Source organism: Pseudomonas sp. RSB 5.4 (assembly GCF_037126175.1).
In the GTDB taxonomy this organism is placed as follows: Bacteria; Pseudomonadota; Gammaproteobacteria; order Pseudomonadales; family Pseudomonadaceae; genus Aquipseudomonas; species Aquipseudomonas fluorescens_H.
Genome location: NZ_CP146986.1, coordinates 5,344,519 through 5,361,690, shown reverse-complemented (window position 1 = coordinate 5,361,690; position 17,172 = coordinate 5,344,519). Strand labels below are relative to the sequence as shown.

Genomic DNA, 17,172 nt, shown 5'->3' with positions numbered 1-17,172 from the left:
TTTTATCGCGCTGAGAAATAGCCAATGATCTGCTCAAGCGAATTTATCCCGCGACTGGAGCCAAACATGTCCCAAGCATTCACCGCCATCGCCACCCTGATCGCCAAACCCGGCCAGCAGGACACCCTCGAAAACGCCCTGCGCGCACTGGTTGAACCGAGCCGCGCCGAGGAGGGTTGCAGCCAGTACGACCTGCACCGCGACCTGGCCGATCCGCTGACTTTTTATGTGATCGAACATTGGGCCAGCGAGGAAATCCTCCAGGCGCACAACGCCAGCGCGCATTTCCAGAACTTCCAGGCCGCCGCCGGCCACTGCATCGAACACTTCCAATTGAAACGTCTGGGCGCCATCGCCTGAGCCCTTCTTCTATTACCGTTACGGAGCAAGTCATGAAAGCCATCGCCTATTACGCCTCCCTGCCGATCAGCGACGAAAAATCCCTGCAAGACATCGAACTGCCGGAGCCGGTCGCCGGGCCGCGCGACCTGCTGGTGGAAGTCAAAGCCATCTCGGTCAACCCGGTCGACACCAAGGTGCGGCAGAACGTGGCGCCGGAAAACGGCGCAGCAAAAGTGCTGGGCTGGGACGTCGCCGGTGTGGTCAAGGCCGTCGGCAGTGAAGTGACACTGTTCAAGGCCGGCGACAAAGTGTTTTACGCCGGCTCCATCGCCCGTGCCGGTGGCAACAGCGAGCTGCACGTGGTCGATGAGCGCATTGTTGGCCACATGCCGAAATCCCTCGGCTTCGCCGAAGCTGCTGCGCTGCCGCTGACCGCGATCACCGCGTGGGAGCTGCTGTTCGAACGCCTGCAGATCCGTGAGGGCAAGACCGATGAAGGTCAAAGCCTGCTGATCGTCGGCGCCGCTGGCGGCGTCGGTTCGATCCTCACCCAACTGGCCCGCCAGTTGACCGGGCTCAAGGTCATCGGCACCGCGTCCCGCGCACAGACTCGCGACTGGGTGACGGAGCTGGGCGCCGACCTGGTGATCGACCACAGCCAGCCGCTGAGCGAAGAACTGAAACGCGCCGGCATCGATCACGTGACCCACGTCGCCAGCCTGACCCAGACCGAGCAGCACCTCGATCAACTGGTCGAGGCGCTGGCACCGCAAGGCAAACTGGCGTTGATCGACGATCCGAAGTCGCTGGACGTGAGCAAGCTCAAGCGCAAGAGCCTGTCGCTGCACTGGGAGTTCATGTACACCCGCTCGCTGTTCGAAACACCGGACATGATCGAACAACACAAACTGCTCAACCGCGTGGCCGATCTGATTGATGCGGGAACGTTGAAGACTACGGTGGGCGAGCATTTCGGCACGATCAACGCGGCGAACCTGCGTCGCGCGCACGAGTTGCTGGAAAGTGGCAAAGCCAAGGGGAAAATTGTTTTAGAAAGTTTCTAAGAATCCGAAGACCGCAATCAGCGCCAGACCATTCAAGGGCTGGCGCTGATTTTTGCCGTCAGTCAGATGCTTCTCCGTTGTCACAAATGCGATCGTATTCAGGTCTACAATCGAGGCCTCTGCGATACATCTTTTACGCAAGGGAGGTCAGCAATGAAGATCCTGATAAAAGAAGTGGCAAAGTCCCAATGGCAGGTTCGTCTGGATCAGCACGCCGTGACATTTCGCAGTGAAGCCGAGGCCCTCGCCTTCACCCGCACCCTTGAAGCGCGCCTGCATGCGCCCCATCAGATTCCCGACTCCGGACAGCAACGCGCTGCTGGCTGACGTATCAGGCTTCGGCCTGTGCTTGCGCCAACGCCCGGGCATTCTGCAAATGCCGGGTGTACATCGCGACACTCACCACCAGTAATCCACACAGGCTGATGACCATGGCCATCGGTATGGCACTGCCGTCGTGCAGAACGCCCACCAGCGAGGCCGCGCCGGAAGCCACGCTGAACTGCAGGCAACCCATCAGTGCCGAGGCACTGCCGGCGCGCGCGCCCTGACCGTTCATCGCACACGCCGCTGCGTTTGGCAGGATGCAGCCGAGGCTGGCAATACACACGAACAACGGAATCAACAGCGGCCACAAGGCTTCGGTGTGCATCGAGCTGACTGCGAGCAAAGAGACACCGGCCAACAGATACACCCACACCGCCCGCGACAGCAGGAAGGCCGGACCACGCTTGGCCAATAGCCGCGCGTTGACCTGGGCCACCAGAATGAAACCCGCTGCGTTGGTGCCGAACAGCCAGCCGAAATGCTCGGCCGGTACGCCGTAGAGTTTGATGAAGACGAACGGCGAACCGGCGATGTAGGAAAACATCCCGGCAACCGCGATGCCGCCGGTCAGCGCGTGGCCGAGAAACACACGGTCGCCGAACAACCGGCCGTATTGGCGCAACGCACCGGACAACGGCTGGCGCGGCACGTAGTCCGGCAGACTTTCCGGCAGACCCAGCGCCACGGCGAGGCCGGCCAGTGCGCTGAAGCCGGTCAGCACGAGGAAGATCGACTGCCAACCCGTGGTGTTGACCAGCAGACCGCCGAGCAGCGGCGCGAGGATCGGCGCCAGGCCCATCACCAGCATCAACTGCGAAAAGACTTTCGCCGAACCGACCGCATCGCACTTGTCGCTGACCACCGCTCGTGAAATTACCATCCCCGCGCAGCCGCCCAGCGCCTGAACGAAACGCGCACCGATCAGCCATTCCAGATTCGGTGCGTAGGCACAGGCCAGCGAGGCCAGGGTGAACAGCCCGACACCGACCAGCAGTGGCAGGCGCCGCCCAAAACGGTCGGCCACCGGGCCGTATAGCAATTGACCGATCGACAGGCCGGCGAAATAGGCCGCCAAGGTCAGTTGCACATGCTTTTCATCAGTGCCAAAGGCCAGCGCCATCGACGGAAACGCCGGTAAATAAAAGTCGATCGCCAGCGGACCGAAGGCGCTCAAGGCACCGAGAATCAGAATGGTACGGAAGTTCATCAGGCATCCAGGTTGGATAGAAGTCGGCAGCCCGACAGTCTAGCCGCGCTGAGACACCTTGAACATTCCGATAGCTCGCTAACTATTAGAAAGTCAGACGAACTGCACAGCAAAGATCAAAAGATCGCAGCCTTCGGCAGCTCCTACAGGAGTCGCACCAATACCCTGTAGGAGCTGCCGCAGGCTGCGATCTTTTGGCTTTTGGTCACCCGGCCAATTTCACCGGGTAACCCTCTTCGCTGATGACCTCGATCACCTGCTCCGCGCTGAGCGAACTCTCGACGCCGACTTCTTTGGCCGCCAGATCGACCCGCACGCTGGCCGCCGGATCTTTCGCCTGCACGGCGTGGGTGATGGCTTTGACGCAGTGACCGCAGGACATGCCTTGAACATTGAACACTTGCATGGATTGACTCCCTTGAGTGAGGTTGCCGGCAGTGTCGAGCTTGCCACCATGGCAAGGTCAAGTTCTGGAAAAAAATGCCGGGCTGGCAATCGGCGCTGCGCTCAGCCAAGCTGCGCACACCAATGACTCAAACTCAGGAGATTCAGCCATGCGCTGGTCAGCTTTCAGCCTGTTTGGCTTGCTCAGCCTCTTTGCCGCCCTGCCCCAGGCCAACGCGACCGGTGAGGATTACGCCGTTCTGATCATCTCGCGCGAGCGTCTGGAAGTGCCGACTCCCTGCGAGATTGGCGTGTACGTTAATGATCAACTCGCTGGGCGCCTGCTGCAGGAACAGACCACTTCCTTCAACCTGCCCCACGGGACGATTTCCATTCGTCTGAAACAGTTGCCTGGCCAGGTGCCGGGTTGCCAGGCAGGCATGCTCGCACCTCCCGCGCAGGAGATCTCGCTCAAGGCCGGCGATGTGGTGAAGTACCGGATCGCGGCAAATGCCAAAGGCTTGTACCTGCGACCTGCCGCCCTCGAATACTAAGCGAAACTCCAAATGTGGGAGCGGGCTTGCTCGCGAATGCGGTGTGCCTTTCAGCGATGATGTTGACTGACACAGCGCTTTCGCGAGCAAGCCCGCTCCCACATTGGTTTTGTGCTGAGTCAAATATTGGCGCTTGACCTTGCCCGCATGGCAAGGTTGATCCTTGTAGGCATCTTCTACAGGGAGTAAGACCGATGTCCGATTCCATCACCTTCGATCTGCCGATTGCCGGCATGACCTGCGCCAGTTGCGCCGGGCGTGTCGAGCGGGCGTTGCGCAAAGTCAGCGGCGCCAGTGGCGTCAGCGTCAATCTCGCCACCGAACAGGCTCGCGTCCAGGCACCGGGTGGCAGCTTGCCGGCGTTGATGGAGGCGGTGCAGCGCGCCGGTTACAGCGTGCCGCAGCAGACCATGGAATTGAGCATCGACGGCATGACCTGCGCCTCGTGCGTCGGTCGCGTCGAACGCGCCCTGAACAAAGTCCCCGGGGTGAAGAGCGTCAGCGTCAACCTCGCCAACGAACGCGCACACCTCGAATTGCTCGGTCAGGTCGACCCGCAATCGCTGCTCGACGCGGTGAGCAAGGCCGGCTACTCGGCCAGCGTCTGGCAAGCCGAACACCCCACTACCGATAACCAGCAACAGCGCCTGCAACATGAACGCTGGGCACTGATCTGCGCCATCGCCCTGGCCTTGCCGCTGGTGCTGCCGATGTTGCTACAACCGTTCGGCATCCACTGGATGCTCCCGGCCTGGGCGCAATTCGCCCTCGCCACCCCGGTGCAATTCATTTTCGGTGCGCGGTTTTACGTGGCCGCGTGGAAAGCCGTGCGCGCCGGGGCCGGTAACATGGACTTGCTGGTCGCCCTCGGCACCAGCGCCGGTTATGGCTTGAGCCTGTACGAGTGGGCCTCCGCCGCCGGGCGCATGCCCCATCTGTATTTCGAAGCCTCGGCGGTGGTGATCGCCCTGGTGCTCCTCGGCAAATACCTGGAAAGCCGCGCCAAACGCCAGACCGCCAGCGCCATCCGCGCCCTCGAAGCCTTGCGTCCGGAACGGGCGATTCAGGTCATTGACGGTCGCGAGCAAGACGTGGCGATCAGCGCTCTGCGCCTGAATGATCAGGTGCTGGTCAAACCCGGCGAACGTTTCCCGGTCGACGGCGAAGTGCTCGAAGGTCAGAGCCACGCGGACGAAGCGTTGATCAGCGGCGAAAGCCTGCCAGTGCCGAAACAGCCGGGCGATAAGGTCACCGGCGGTGCGATCAACGGTGAAGGTCGACTGCTGGTGCGCACCACCGCCCTCGGTGCGGAAAGTGTGCTGGCGCGGATCATCCGTCTGGTCGAGGACGCTCAGGCGGCGAAAGCGCCGATCCAGAAACTGGTGGATAAAGTCAGCCAGGTGTTCGTGCCCACCGTGCTGCTGATCGCTTTGGCGACACTGATCGGCTGGTGGCTGTACGGCGCGCCCATGGAAACCGCATTGATCAACGCGGTCGCTGTGCTGGTGATTGCCTGCCCGTGCGCCCTCGGCCTCGCCACGCCGACGGCGATCATGGCCGGCACGGGTGTGGCTGCGCGTCACGGCATTCTGATCAAGGACGCCGAAGCGCTGGAACGTGCCCATGAAGTCGACAACGTGGTCTTCGACAAGACCGGCACGCTGACTTCCGGCACCCCGCGCATCGCCCATTTCAGTGCGCTGGATGGTGATGAAAATACCCTGCTGACACTGGCTGGTGCCCTGCAACGCGGCAGTGAACACCCGCTGGCCAAAGCCGTGCTGGACGCTGCCACCGAGCGCGGCTTGCAGGTGCCGGATGTCAGCGACAGCCAATCCCTGACCGGGCGCGGCATCGCCGGCACGCTTGCCGGTCGGCGCCTGGCGCTGGGCAATCGGCGCTTGCTGGAAGAAAGCGGCTTGAGCGCCGGCCACCTCGCCGAGTCCGCCAAGGCCTGGGAAAACCAAGGCCGGACCTTGTCGTGGTTGATCGAGCAAAGCCCAGAAGCGCGGGTGCTTGGGTTGTTCGCCTTCGGTGACACGCTCAAGCCCGGGGCACTGCAAGCGGTACAGCAATTGGCCGCCCGAGGGATCCACAGTCATCTGCTGACTGGCGACAACCGTGGCAGCGCGCGCGTGGTGGCCGAGGCGCTGGGCATTGAAAATGTTCACGCCGAAGTGCTCCCCGCCGACAAAGCCGCGACCGTCGCCGAACTGAAGAAAACCGGGGTGGTGGCGATGGTCGGCGACGGCATCAATGACGCCCCGGCACTGGCGGCGGCCGACATTGGCATCGCCATGGGTGGCGGCACCGACGTAGCGATGCACGCCGCCGGCATCACCTTGATGCGCGGCGATCCACGGCTGGTGCCGGCGGCGCTGGAGATCAGCCGCAAGACCTACGCGAAGATCCGCCAGAACCTGTTCTGGGCCTTCGTCTACAACCTGATCGGCATTCCGCTGGCGGCGTTCGGCTTCCTCAACCCGGTGCTGGCCGGCGCGGCGATGGCATTGTCGAGCGTCAGCGTGGTGAGCAATGCGCTACTGTTGAAAACCTGGAAACCGAAGGATCTGGAGGAGCACCGATGAACATCGGCCAAGCGGCCCGGCACAGTGGCCTGAGCGCAAAGATGATCCGCTATTACGAGTCGATCGGCCTGCTCAAGGCTGCCCATCGCACCGACAGCGGCTACCGGGTCTACAGCGATGATGACCTGCACACGCTGGCGTTCATCAAGCGCTCGCGGGATCTGGGATTTTCTCTGGAGGAAGTCGGCAAGCTGCTGACCCTGTGGCAGGACCGGCAACGCGCCAGCGCTGATGTGAAGGCCCTGGCGCGTCAGCACATCGACGAGCTGAACCAGAAGATCCGCGAGCTCGGCGAGTTGCGCGACACCCTGCAGGATCTGGTCGAGCACTGTAATGGCGACCACCGCCCCGACTGCCCTATCCTCAAGGAACTGGCGTCGGGCTGCTGCGCGCAACCCGCCCGCGCCTGAGCGCCAGCAGCTTTACGGTCAACAGCGTACCGAGCGGGATGCCATGGAACAGCATGACCACGGCACCCGGCGTCCACCAGCCGTAAAACGGCGCGGCAACCAGCATGCCGACGCCGAACCCGGTCATTTGCAGCAAGGTCAGGAAACTGAAAATCGGCAGGCGCAAATGCTCCGGTTCACGCTGCAGACGCGACATCAGGCTGACTTCGGAGAAACCGTCCCCCAGGCCCGCCGGCAGCGAAAACAGCAGCAGACCGTAAAGGCTGTGCTGCTGGAACATCAGGATAAAACCGCAGGACATCAACGCCACGCCGAAGAAATACCGTCGCTCCAAATCACGGTTATCCGTGCCTTTGAGGCGACTGGCAATCCGTGCGCCGAGCAGTTTGCCGCTGGCCCATACCGCCAGCATCAGACCCAGCGTGGTGCTGGCCGAATCAGGGGTCAGCAGTTTGGAGATGATCGGGAATCCGACGTTGTGCGCGGCACTGCCCAAGGTGTCGGCCATGGTCACGGCAAGCATCGCGGCGATCACCGGAGCGCTGCGCAGGCCTTGTTTCAGAGCTGACCATTCGCCGCGTTCGCTGGTTGATTGCTCGCTGACTTCTGCAACGGCGAAGCGCAACGGCGCAATCAACAGCGCCGCCAGCACATAGGTCAGTGCGTTGAGCGCAAACACCGTTGCGAAACCAAATGCCGCCACCAGCAAGCCGGAGACCAGACTGCCGCCGACCATCGCTGCGGATGACGCCGAGGTGATCCAGGCATTGGTTTTCAGTAGCTGCGCCGGGTCGATCAGCCTCGGCAACTGGCTGTTGAGGCCGATGGCGAACATCGAATTGCCAAAACCCAGGCCGAAAGCGATCACCGGCAACAGCAACGCCTGCTGGCTCAGCGGCAGGATCAACAGCAGGCCAAGCAGCGCCGCGCGCAGCAGATCGAAGGCGATCAGCGGCACCCGGCCACTCCAGCGCCGATAGAAGCGCGTACCGATCAGACTGGCAAAAATCCCCCCGCCAACCCGGCTGGCGAGAAAGATCCCGACGCTCATGGCGCTGTTGCTCAGCAGGTAGACATAGGTCGCCAGCGCGACCATGTTGAGGAAGGCGCCGAAGTCGGAGATCAGCCGGGCGGTGATGATGAGGCGGGCGTTCACATTCAATCCTTGAGTGTGCGAGGGGCGACAAGATTCCCACATAAAGTCCATAGACACCACCGAACCCTGTGGGAGCTGGCTTGCCAGCGAAGAGGCCGGTACATCCGATAAAATTTTTCAGCTGAACCTCCGCTATCGCTGGCAAGCCAGCTCCCACAAGGAACGGTGGTATATGAACATACGGGCACAAAAAACCCGGCCGAAGCCGGGTTTTTGTTCAAGCGCTTACTGCATCCACGGTGGCGGCGGTGGTTCGTCGGACTTGCCTTTGGGCGCATCGTCGGCGGCACGGATCGCCTGCTTGCGCTCTTCGTCGAGACGCGCCGCTTCGATCTCGCGCAACACACCGCCAACGTCGGCCAGATCTTCCGGATCATCGAACTCACCGGTCAGCACGCTGTTGGGGTGCAAGGTGCCGGCTTCGTACAACGCCCACATTTCCTTCGCGTAGCGGGTCTGCTTCAGCTCCGGGGCAAAGCGCCCGAAGTACGACGCCATGTTGCCCACATCGCGCTCGAGCATGCTGAACGCGTGGTTGTTACCAGCGGCATCCACCGCCTGCGGCAGGTCGATGATCACCGGGCCGGTCGGGGTCAGCAGCACGTTGAACTCCGACAGGTCACCGTGCACCAGACCGGTACACAACATCAGCACGATCTGCGAGATCAGGAATGCGTGATACTCGCGGGCCTGATCCGGCTCCAGCACCACGTCGTTCAGACGCGGCGCGGCATCGCCATACTCGTCGGCCACCAGTTCCATCAGCAGCACGCCATCCAGAAAGTCGTATGGCTTGGGCACTCGCACACCGGCACCGGCCAGACGGAACAGCGCCGCGACTTCGGCGTTCTGCCAGGCGTCTTCGGTCTCTTTGCGACCGAATTTCGAGCCCTTGGCCATCGCCCGGGCCTGCCGGCTGTTACGCACCTTGCGACCTTCCTGATACTCGGCTGCCTGGCGGAAACTGCGTTTGTTCGCCTCCTTGTAGACCTTCGCGCAACGTAACTGGTTACCGCAGCGCACCACATAAACAGCTGCTTCTTTACCACTCATGAGTGGGCGCAGCACTTCGTCGACCAGACCGTCTTCGATCAGGGGTTCAATGCGTTTTGGAGTCTTCATCAGCTTTTATTGTGGGTCCTTTATTACCAAACACGCGAATGTCACTCGTTATACGGCAATCCTCGCGCTACGGGGAGGGGGTGCCGACCTGTGAACCCTATGGATGCACACACTGTGCCGAAATAATCGAGCTTTGCCGATCATAGCTGAGCCGGTTTGAAATGTTGGTAATCGGCGTCGAGGGCATTTGCGACAGAATCTGACATTGGCATGCATTTCCCCTGTGGGAGCGGGCTTGCTCGCGAAAGCGGTCTGTCAGACACAATGACGGCGCCTGACACGACCCCTTCGCGAGCAAGCCCGCTCCCACAGGGGGATTGCGCTCAACGTTCGATAATTGCGGTGACACCTTGGCCGCCAGCAGCACAGATCGAGACCAGCCCCCTGCCCTTGCCTGCCGCATCCAGCAATTTCGCCAGGTTCGCGACAATTCGCCCACCGGTCGCGGCAAACGGATGCCCCGCTGCCAGCGAGCTGCCTTTCACATTCAACCGACTGCGGTCGATCGACCCCAGCGGTGCGTCCAGCCCCAGGCGCGTCTTGCAATATTCGGGGTCTTCCCAGGCCTTGAGCGTACACAGCACCTGCGCGGCGAACGCTTCGTGAATTTCGTAGTAATCGAAGTCTTGCAGGGTCAACCCATTACGCGCCAGCAAGCGCGGCACTGCATACACCGGCGCCATCAACAGACCTTCGGCGCCGTTGACGAAATCCACCGCCGCCGCTTCGCCATCGCGCAGATACGCGAGGATCGGCAAACCACGTTCTTTCGCCCATTCCTCGCTGCCCAGCAGCACCACTGAGGCGCCGTCGGTGAGTGGCGTGGAGTTGCCTGCCGTCAGCGTGCCCTTGGCGCTTTTTTCGAAAGCGGGTTTGAGCGTGGCGAGTTTTTCCAGGGTCAGGTCCGGGCGTAGGTTGTTGTCGCGGGTCAGGCCGAGAAACGGCGTCATCAGATCGTTGTGCCAGCCTTCGCTGTAGGACGCGGCGAGTTTGTGATGGCTTTCGAGGGCCAGTTGATCCTGTTCTTCACGGGGAATGTTCCAGGTCTGCGCCATCAGTTCGCAGTGCTGGCCCATCGACAGGCCGGTGCGTGGCTCGCCATTACGCGGAAACTCCGGGATCAGGTGCCGTGGTCGCAGTTGCAGAAAGGTTTTCAGCTTGTCGCCGGTGGTCTTGGCGCGGTTGGCCTGCAGGAGGATTTTGCGCAGGCCTTCGCTGACGCTGATCGGCGCGTCCGAGGTGGTGTCGACGCCACCGGCAATGCCGCAATCGATCTGGCCGAGGGCGATTTTGTTGGCCACCAGCAGCGCAGCTTCCAGCCCGGTGCCGCAGGCTTGCTGGATGTCATAGGCCGGAGTGGCCGGTGACAGCCGCGAGCCGAGCACGCATTCGCGGGTCAGATTCATATCCCGTGACAATTTAAGCACCGCGCCCGCCACCACTTCGCCAATCCGCAGGCCGTGCAGGTTATAGCGTTCGATCAGGCCTTCCAGGGCAGCAGTGAGCATCACCTGATTGCTGGCAGTGGCGTACGGCCCGTTGGAACGGGCGAAAGGGATACGGTTACCACCGATGATGGCGACGCGGCGCAGCTGACTCATGAAAAGCTCCTTTTCCAAATGGTCGAATTCACCTGAATCCTTGTAGGAGTGACCTGTGGCGAGGGGATTCATCCCCGATGGGTCGCACAGCGGCCCCACACATTGCAATCGCGATACATTGCGACTGCTTCGCAGCCGATCGGGGATGAATCCCCTCGCCACAGGTCACGGCTACCGGGTTCAACGTTGTTTCTGAATTTGTGTTTGGCCACACAACCATCAGCGGCCAACTACTCTGCTGTTCTAGCGTAGGCCTTATTGTGTGGATCGAACGATTGATTGCCGTTGGTAGTCCACACTTTGAACCCCAACATTTGGAGAGCGTTCCATGTCTGACCGCTATATCGACTTCGCCAACTCATCCATCGGCCACCGTCTGGTCGGGGCTTTGGGCCTGCCGTCGCCGGTGCGGCTGGAACGCTGGCAGGCCGGACGCCTGCGGCCGGTGGACGGTGCGCTGCTGATCGGCGGTGGGCCGCTGGCCGAGCGGGTCAATGCGTTTGCCAACCGCCTGACCGATGCGATCTACAGCTACGGCACCGAACCATCGCTGGCCACCGCGTGGATTCCCGGGCACGGGCCGAAACTCAAGGCCGTGGTGTTCGACGCCAGCGATCTGCAGCACACCGACCAGCTCAAACAGCTGCGCGAGTTCTTCCAGCCACTGATGAAAAATTTCGACAGCAGCGCACATCTGGTGATTCTCGGTCGCGCCCCGGAAACCCTGCGCGAGCCCTTTGCGTCCAGTGCACAGCGGGCGCTCGAAGGTTTTTCACGCTCGCTGGCCAAGGAGCTGCGCAGCGGCGGCACGCTGCAACTGATCTATGTCGGTGAGGGTGCCGAAGATCAACTGGAAGGCCCGCTGCGGTTTTTCCTCTCGCCGAAAAGTGCCTTTGTCTCCGGGCAGGTGATTCGCCTGAGCCCATGCGCCACGCCGGTCACCGATTGGACCCGGCCATTGGCCGGACGCAAGGCGCTGGTCACCGGCGCGGCACGCGGGATCGGCGCATCAATCGCCGAAACCCTCGCCCGCGACGGTGCCGAGGTGATTCTGCTCGACGTCCCCCCGGCCAAGACTGATCTGGAAGCCCTCGCCGCACGTCTTGGCGGCCGGGCGATCACCCTTGATATCTGCGCCGAAGATGCCGCCGCGCAACTGATCGAACAACTGCCGGACGGCCTCGACATTCTGGTGCACAACGCCGGGATCACTCGCGACAAGACCCTGGCCAACATGACCCCGGAATTCTGGGACGCGGTGCTCGCGGTCAACCTCAACGCCCCGCAAGTGCTGACCAAGGCCCTGCTCGACAGCGGCACCCTGCACGACAATGCGCGGGTGATTCTGCTGGCCTCGATCAGCGGCATCGCCGGCAATCGCGGACAGACCAACTACGCCGCGAGCAAGGCCGGCCTCATCGGTCTGGCGCAGGCCTGGGCGCCAACGCTGCACGAACGCGGCATCAGCATCAACGCCGTGGCCCCGGGCTTCATCGAAACCCAGATGACCGCGCACATTCCGTTCGCCTTGCGCGAAGCCGGGCGGCGCATGAGTTCGCTGGGCCAGGGCGGTTTGCCGCAGGACGTCGCCGAAGCCGTCGCGTGGCTGGCACAACCGGGCACCGGCGCGTTCACCGGGCAGGCGCTGCGGGTCTGTGGACAAAGTGTTCTGGGGGCCTAGGCATGAGCATCGAATGGCACACGCTGGATCGCGAACCGAGTCTGCCCGGCCTGTATGCGCGGGCCGCTACACGACGCAAGATCACCGGCACCACCCTGCCCGACAGCGGTTTGCGCTGTTGGATCGACATCGACGGCAAGCGGCTGGCGGACTATCGCAAGGTCTGTGGATTTACCGATGACGGACTGCTGCCGCCGACTTATCCACACATCCTCGCGTTCGCCCTGCAGATGCAATTGCTCACGGCGAAGGAGTTTCCATTCCCGCTGCTGGGGCTGATTCACCTGAGCAACCGCATTCGCGTGTTGCGGCCGATGGGCGGGATCAGTCGCGCGCAAGTCAGTGTACGGGTGCACAATCTGCAACCGCATCCCAAAGGCGCGACCTTCGATGTGCTGACCACTCTCGATGATCAACTCGGGCCGCTGTGGGAAGCGGAAAGCCAGATGCTCTGTCGCGGCGTGAAACTCGACGGCGAACCCGTCGAGCAACGTTGGGAACCCACGCAGATCCTGACGCAGGTTGCGCAGTGGAAAGCACCGGCCGATATCGGTCGGCAATACGCCAAAGTCTCGGGCGACTACAACCCGATTCACCTGAGCGCCGCCAGTGCCAAGCTCTTCGGCTTCCCCACAGCCATCGCTCACGGTTTGTGGAACAAGGCCCGTACGCTCGCAGCGCTGAGTGATCACCTGCCCAAGGCCAACCTTGAGGTCAGCGTGTTTTTTCACAAACCGGTGCGTTTACCCAGTGAGGTGACTTTGCTGGCGAGTGCAGCAGGCTCCAGCGGTGAACTGTGTTTGATCGGTGCAGGCGACCTGGAGCACATGGTCGGTCAGTGGCAGCCGATTGCCTGATCGCTGAAGAGGGGGCTTTGTCTCCCTCTTCAAGGCCGGCCAAGCCTGTAAATTGTGTATATATCACTTAAGTTTTCACCCGCACGAGCCCTCTTCCGGCAACGCACCAAGCCTTGATTCTCAAGGCTTTTTTTTGCCCGTTTATACCTTGGGTATTAGTCCTTAGGTCCTGTACACCGCTATGTATATAAAGGCGTTAATACCAACTTGAGAATGGCGAGGATCCAGTCGAGCGATTGATATGAGCACAACGGACGGAGGCATTGCCGGCGCTAGAACCGGCGGGCCATCGAATACAACGAACGTTGTGACAGGTGCAAGGAACTCAATCATGAAAACTCAATTTGCGTGGTCCAAATCAGCAATCGCTTTGGCATTGATCTTCTCCCTCGGCCTCGCTGGTTGCAGCAGTGGCGGTGGCGGGCATCACAGCAGTTCCGGCAGTTCGTCTCCAGCCAGTGGTACGGCAGGAACGTCCGGGTCTTCGGGCAGCTCCGGTACAGATGGCACGAGCGGTACTGGCGGCACGGGCGGTACTTCCGGAACCGGCGGCACCGGTGGAACTGGCGGCACGACAGTGATTACCGGTCCGGTCGGGCCGACCGGACCTACAGGGCCAACTGGCCCGACAGGCCCCACCGGCCCCACCGGCCCCACGGGTCCAACTGGCCCGACTACCCCAACTACCCCGACCACCACTCCGGTAGTGACCAACTCGCTAGTGCAGGATGTCGGCAAAACCGTCGCCGGCGTCGGCGATGGCGTCGGCCAGATCGGCGACTCCCTGGGCACGGTTCCTGTCGTCGGTGGCGTCGTACAAAGCGCAGCCAACACCGCCGGCAACGTAGTCAGCACATTGGGTAATGGCTTGACCAACGGCATCGGCAAGCTGGGAACAGTCGACAATGGCCTCGGTGTGACCGCTTCCTCGGTTGGCGGCGTGGTCACCGATGTCGGCAACGGCGTCTCTGATCTGAGCGGGAAACTGGCCACGGCGACCAGCAGCGTTCCGGTGGTGGGTGGCGTGGTCACCAAAGTCGCACCGGTACTCAACGGCGTTGGCGAAAAAGTCACCATGCTCGGTGACACCCTCAGCACGGCAACAACGACCGGCCCACTCGGTTCAGTGACCAAGAGTGTCGGCAACGGACTGGTGCCGGTGATCGCCATGGTTGAAAGCACCACCGACAAAATCGGTGACACGACCGGGCTGGGCACACCGCTTAACGGTGTCCTGCAACAAGTCGGCGGCGCCGTAAACGGGCTGGGTACACAGGTCACCGGCACTGGCAATGGCAATCCCGTGACCAACACCCTCGGCGGCGCACTGAGCAACGTCGGCACCACGGTCAGCACGGCTGGCGGCCTGGTCAGCAGCGGCACAAGCACCGGTGGAGGCACGGGTGGCGGTCTTGGCGGGGGACTTGGCGGAGGCCTCGGCGGTACCGGCCTGCTGCAAACCGTTGGCGGTGCAGTGGTCAACGTCGGCACAGGCTTGAACGCAGGCAACAACAATGGTCTGGTGAGCGCAGGCGGCGTGGCCGGCGCATCGGCGGGCAACGTAATCGCCTCGCTCAATACCGTTCTGGGTGGTTCCGGTACACCGATAACCAGCACCACAGCGCCACTGGCAGCACTGGGCAGCAACGTCGGCGCCGCACTCAACCCGGTTACCACAGCAGTCTCCGGCCTGACCCAACAAGTCGGCGCCGCGACCGGCCTCGGCAGCCCGGTTGCCGGCCTGACCAATCAGGTAGGTGGCGCGGTCAGTGGTCTGGGCGGTGCAATCGCCGCAACGAATAATCCGGTAGGCACCGCAGTCGGAGGCCTGGTCAGTAACGTCGGCGCTACCGTTGGTGCGGTCGGCGGCCTGGTGAACGGCGGCAGCGGAACTGGCACCGGTACCACCGGTGGCCTGGGTGGCGTACTTGGTGGCCTGACCGGCGCTCTTGGAGGCAACAAACGCTAAATTGCACCTGGCCGATTCGACGGCCTCACCTACAGCGCCTACGCTTGGTTGAGGGCGGAAGATTCCCACGAATCTTCCGCTTTTTTCTTAGGAAAAAAACAGCCCTGTGCTGCGACCTGACCACGGAGTGTCCTATGCGCGTAATGGCATCCCTGCTGTTCCTCAGTCTCAGTTCCGCCGCTTTCGCCGACACCCTGCCCAGCTTTCTCAACAGCAACGAAACCATTCGCAATCTGCCCGTGCCGAATCTGCCGGCCGATGCCTATCGCCCGGCCACCACCCCGGTGCAAGTGCCGGAACCCGGCGCGGCCAGTGCCCAGCCGCTGATGATGGAAACCAGAATCACCCTGAAGACGGTGCAGATTGAAGGCGGGACGATCTATCCGCTCGGCGAACTGGCCGAGATCTACAAACCCCTGATCGGTCACCAGACCAGCCTTGCCGACCTGATCGAAGCCACCCGCAACATCACCCGCCGCTACCAACAGGACGGTTATCTGCTGTCCTACGCGTTCTTGCCTCAACAAAAGTTCGACGACGGGGTAGCGCGGGTGGTGTTGGTGGAAGGCTACGTCAGGGATATCCAGATGCAGGGCGACGTCGGCCGGGTCAAAGGCCTGCTCGATAAACTGGCGGCGAAGATCCAGGCCGAACGGCCGCTGACCCGCAAGACCTTCGAGCGCTATACCACACTGATGACCCGCATTCCCGGAGTGACGGTACAGGCCCAGGTGCCTCCGCCCGGCACCACCGACGGTGCCACGACCCTGGTCGCCCAGGCCAGTCGCAAACCGTTCACCAGCACCCTGAGCACCACCGAAGACAATCGTAACGGCACTCAGGCATTGCTCGGCGTGAGCAGCAACTCGCAAACGGCCATGGGCGAACAGCTGACCCTCAGCGGCCTGTTTCCGCCGGGGCACGACGCAGAGCATTACTATCGCCTGGACTACAACCAGTTCCTCAATGCAGAGGGCACACAACTGAGCCTGTTCGCTTCGCGCTACCGCGCCGACCCGGGCACCAACGTGCAACTGGATAACGGTCTGGAACTCAAACCGCATCAGGAAGACGATCGCTACTCCATCGGTTTCAGTCACCCGATCATCGCTTCGCCCAACGAGTTGCTCAGCGCCGGCGCAAGGCTTTATGCGGTCGACGACACCACCCGCTATAACGTCGTCGGCTACCCCTTGAGTGTCGAAGAGCGCACCGACATCCGCGCCGTCGCCATCGAAGGTGACTGGCGCAAGTCAGACGCCCGGCAACTGCGGATTCTCAGCGCGGGCCTGTACCAGGGCATCGACGGCATGGGCGCGCACACCAATAACCCGGATCTGGATATCAACTTTTTCCGCATGCGCCTGTCCGGCGTACAGAGCGACAAGTTCTTCGACAACTGGCAGGGCGTGCTGTCGGCGGCGCTGTACTGGAGCGATGACACGCTGCCCGACAGTGAGCGTGCGGTGTTCGGCGGGCAGAATTTCGGCCGTGGCTATCCGGACGATCAGGCGTCGGGGGACAAGGGCTGGGGGGCGGCTTACGAGGTTAACTACAGCTTCAACCGTGACGGCACCTGGGTGCGCATCCTGCAGCCGTACGTGGTGCTGGACCGTTCGAAAACCTGGTTCAACAAACTGGCGGTGCAGAGCAACGACCTGTCATCGGCGGCGGTCGGGCTGCGCTTTGGCGATGCCAAGTACTACAACATTGCGCTGGAAGCGGCCAAGCCGATGGCCGATGAAGCACTGGACACCTACAACCGCCGGATGAGGTACAGCATCAGCTTCAGCTATCAGCTGTAGGAAGTCAGATCAATCAACTGAGCGGACAGACCGCTTGCTCTCACATTGCAGCGCACATTCCTGTGGGAGCGGGCTTGCTTGCGAAAGCGGTGGATCAGCCAGCAT

At 62.0% G+C, this 17,172-nt stretch carries 15 protein-coding genes; 10 read left to right on the top strand and 5 right to left on the bottom strand.

The features are described 5' to 3' along the window. Positions 1 to 66 precede the first annotated feature (66 nt). The 3 genes from V9L13_RS24145 to V9L13_RS24135 all read left to right on the top strand — a co-directional run bounded on the left by V9L13_RS24145 (position 67) and on the right by V9L13_RS24135 (position 1,733). Positions 67 to 360, top strand: a complete 294-nt coding sequence (locus V9L13_RS24145) for a putative quinol monooxygenase (RefSeq protein ID WP_003221365.1) — start codon at positions 67 to 69, stop codon at positions 358 to 360. A 32-nt stretch (positions 361 to 392) separates the two neighbouring features. Then, positions 393 to 1,406 (top strand): zinc-binding alcohol dehydrogenase family protein, encoded by a 1,014-nt coding sequence (locus tag V9L13_RS24140; RefSeq protein ID WP_338800719.1) that lies wholly within the window; start codon positions 393 to 395, stop codon positions 1,404 to 1,406. Between the two features lie 153 nt (positions 1,407 to 1,559). Then, positions 1,560 to 1,733, top strand: a complete 174-nt coding sequence (locus V9L13_RS24135; RefSeq protein ID WP_003221361.1) for a hypothetical protein — start codon at positions 1,560 to 1,562, stop codon at positions 1,731 to 1,733. Between the two features lie 4 nt (positions 1,734 to 1,737). Here V9L13_RS24135 and V9L13_RS24130 read toward each other — a convergent pair whose 3' ends face one another. Then, positions 1,738 to 2,940: a multidrug effflux MFS transporter gene (locus V9L13_RS24130; protein ID WP_003221359.1), complete on the bottom strand. Its 1,203-nt coding sequence runs from the start codon at positions 2,938 to 2,940 to the stop codon at positions 1,738 to 1,740. 205 nt (positions 2,941 to 3,145) lie between these two features. Further along, the gene (locus V9L13_RS24125; RefSeq protein ID WP_103484570.1) at positions 3,146 to 3,346 is read right to left on the bottom strand and encodes a cation transporter; all 201 of its coding nucleotides are present in this window, start codon (positions 3,344 to 3,346) and stop codon (positions 3,146 to 3,148) included. Positions 3,347 to 3,494: 148 nt separating this feature from the next. On the opposite strand from V9L13_RS24125, the gene V9L13_RS24120 reads away from it, so the two are divergent. The 3 genes from V9L13_RS24120 to cueR all read left to right on the top strand — a co-directional run bounded on the left by V9L13_RS24120 (position 3,495) and on the right by cueR (position 6,876). Further along, the gene (locus V9L13_RS24120; RefSeq protein WP_103484571.1) at positions 3,495 to 3,878 is read left to right on the top strand and encodes a hypothetical protein; all 384 of its coding nucleotides are present in this window, start codon (positions 3,495 to 3,497) and stop codon (positions 3,876 to 3,878) included. Between the two features lie 194 nt (positions 3,879 to 4,072). Beyond that, positions 4,073 to 6,466 carry a heavy metal translocating P-type ATPase gene (locus V9L13_RS24115; protein ID WP_338800718.1) on the top strand — a complete coding sequence of 798 codons (2,394 nt, stop codon included), beginning with the start codon at positions 4,073 to 4,075 and terminating at the stop codon, positions 6,464 to 6,466. Further along, positions 6,463 to 6,876 (top strand): Cu(I)-responsive transcriptional regulator, encoded by a 414-nt coding sequence (gene cueR, locus V9L13_RS24110; protein WP_007962968.1) that lies wholly within the window; start codon positions 6,463 to 6,465, stop codon positions 6,874 to 6,876. Before V9L13_RS24115 ends, cueR begins: the two co-directional genes overlap by 4 nt. Here cueR and V9L13_RS24105 read toward each other — a convergent pair. From V9L13_RS24105 to V9L13_RS24095, 3 genes are all read right to left on the bottom strand, one after another. Then, positions 6,830 to 8,074: an MFS transporter gene (locus V9L13_RS24105; RefSeq protein WP_338800717.1), complete on the bottom strand. Its 1,245-nt coding sequence runs from the start codon at positions 8,072 to 8,074 to the stop codon at positions 6,830 to 6,832. The two genes, cueR and V9L13_RS24105, sit on opposite strands and share 47 nt — an antisense overlap. Before the next feature lie 183 nt (positions 8,075 to 8,257). After that, a complete protein-coding gene (locus tag V9L13_RS24100; RefSeq protein WP_108591239.1) occupies positions 8,258 to 9,154 on the bottom strand; it encodes a PA4780 family RIO1-like protein kinase in 897 nt (298 codons plus the stop codon). 323 nt (positions 9,155 to 9,477) lie between these two features. Further along, on the bottom strand, positions 9,478 to 10,755 hold the full coding sequence (locus V9L13_RS24095; protein WP_045122277.1) for an acetyl-CoA C-acetyltransferase: 1,278 nt from the start codon (positions 10,753 to 10,755) through the stop codon (positions 9,478 to 9,480). A gap of 328 nt (positions 10,756 to 11,083) precedes the next feature. Here V9L13_RS24095 and V9L13_RS24090 point away from each other — a divergent pair, with 328 nt between their 5' ends. The 4 genes from V9L13_RS24090 (at position 11,084) to V9L13_RS24075 (ending at position 17,067) form a co-directional block, all read left to right on the top strand. After that, a complete protein-coding gene (locus V9L13_RS24090; RefSeq protein ID WP_338800716.1) occupies positions 11,084 to 12,436 on the top strand; it encodes a 3-oxoacyl-ACP reductase in 1,353 nt (450 codons plus the stop codon). Between the two features lie 2 nt (positions 12,437 to 12,438). After that, entirely contained in the window at positions 12,439 to 13,293 is an 855-nt protein-coding gene (locus V9L13_RS24085) for a MaoC family dehydratase (protein WP_338800715.1), read from the top strand. 331 nt (positions 13,294 to 13,624) lie between these two features. Next, positions 13,625 to 15,262: a collagen-like triple helix repeat-containing protein gene (locus V9L13_RS24080; RefSeq protein WP_338800714.1), complete on the top strand. Its 1,638-nt coding sequence runs from the start codon at positions 13,625 to 13,627 to the stop codon at positions 15,260 to 15,262. Positions 15,263 to 15,396: 134 nt separating this feature from the next. Beyond that, positions 15,397 to 17,067: a POTRA domain-containing protein gene (locus V9L13_RS24075; protein ID WP_338800713.1), complete on the top strand. Its 1,671-nt coding sequence runs from the start codon at positions 15,397 to 15,399 to the stop codon at positions 17,065 to 17,067. Positions 17,068 to 17,172 lie beyond the last annotated feature (105 nt).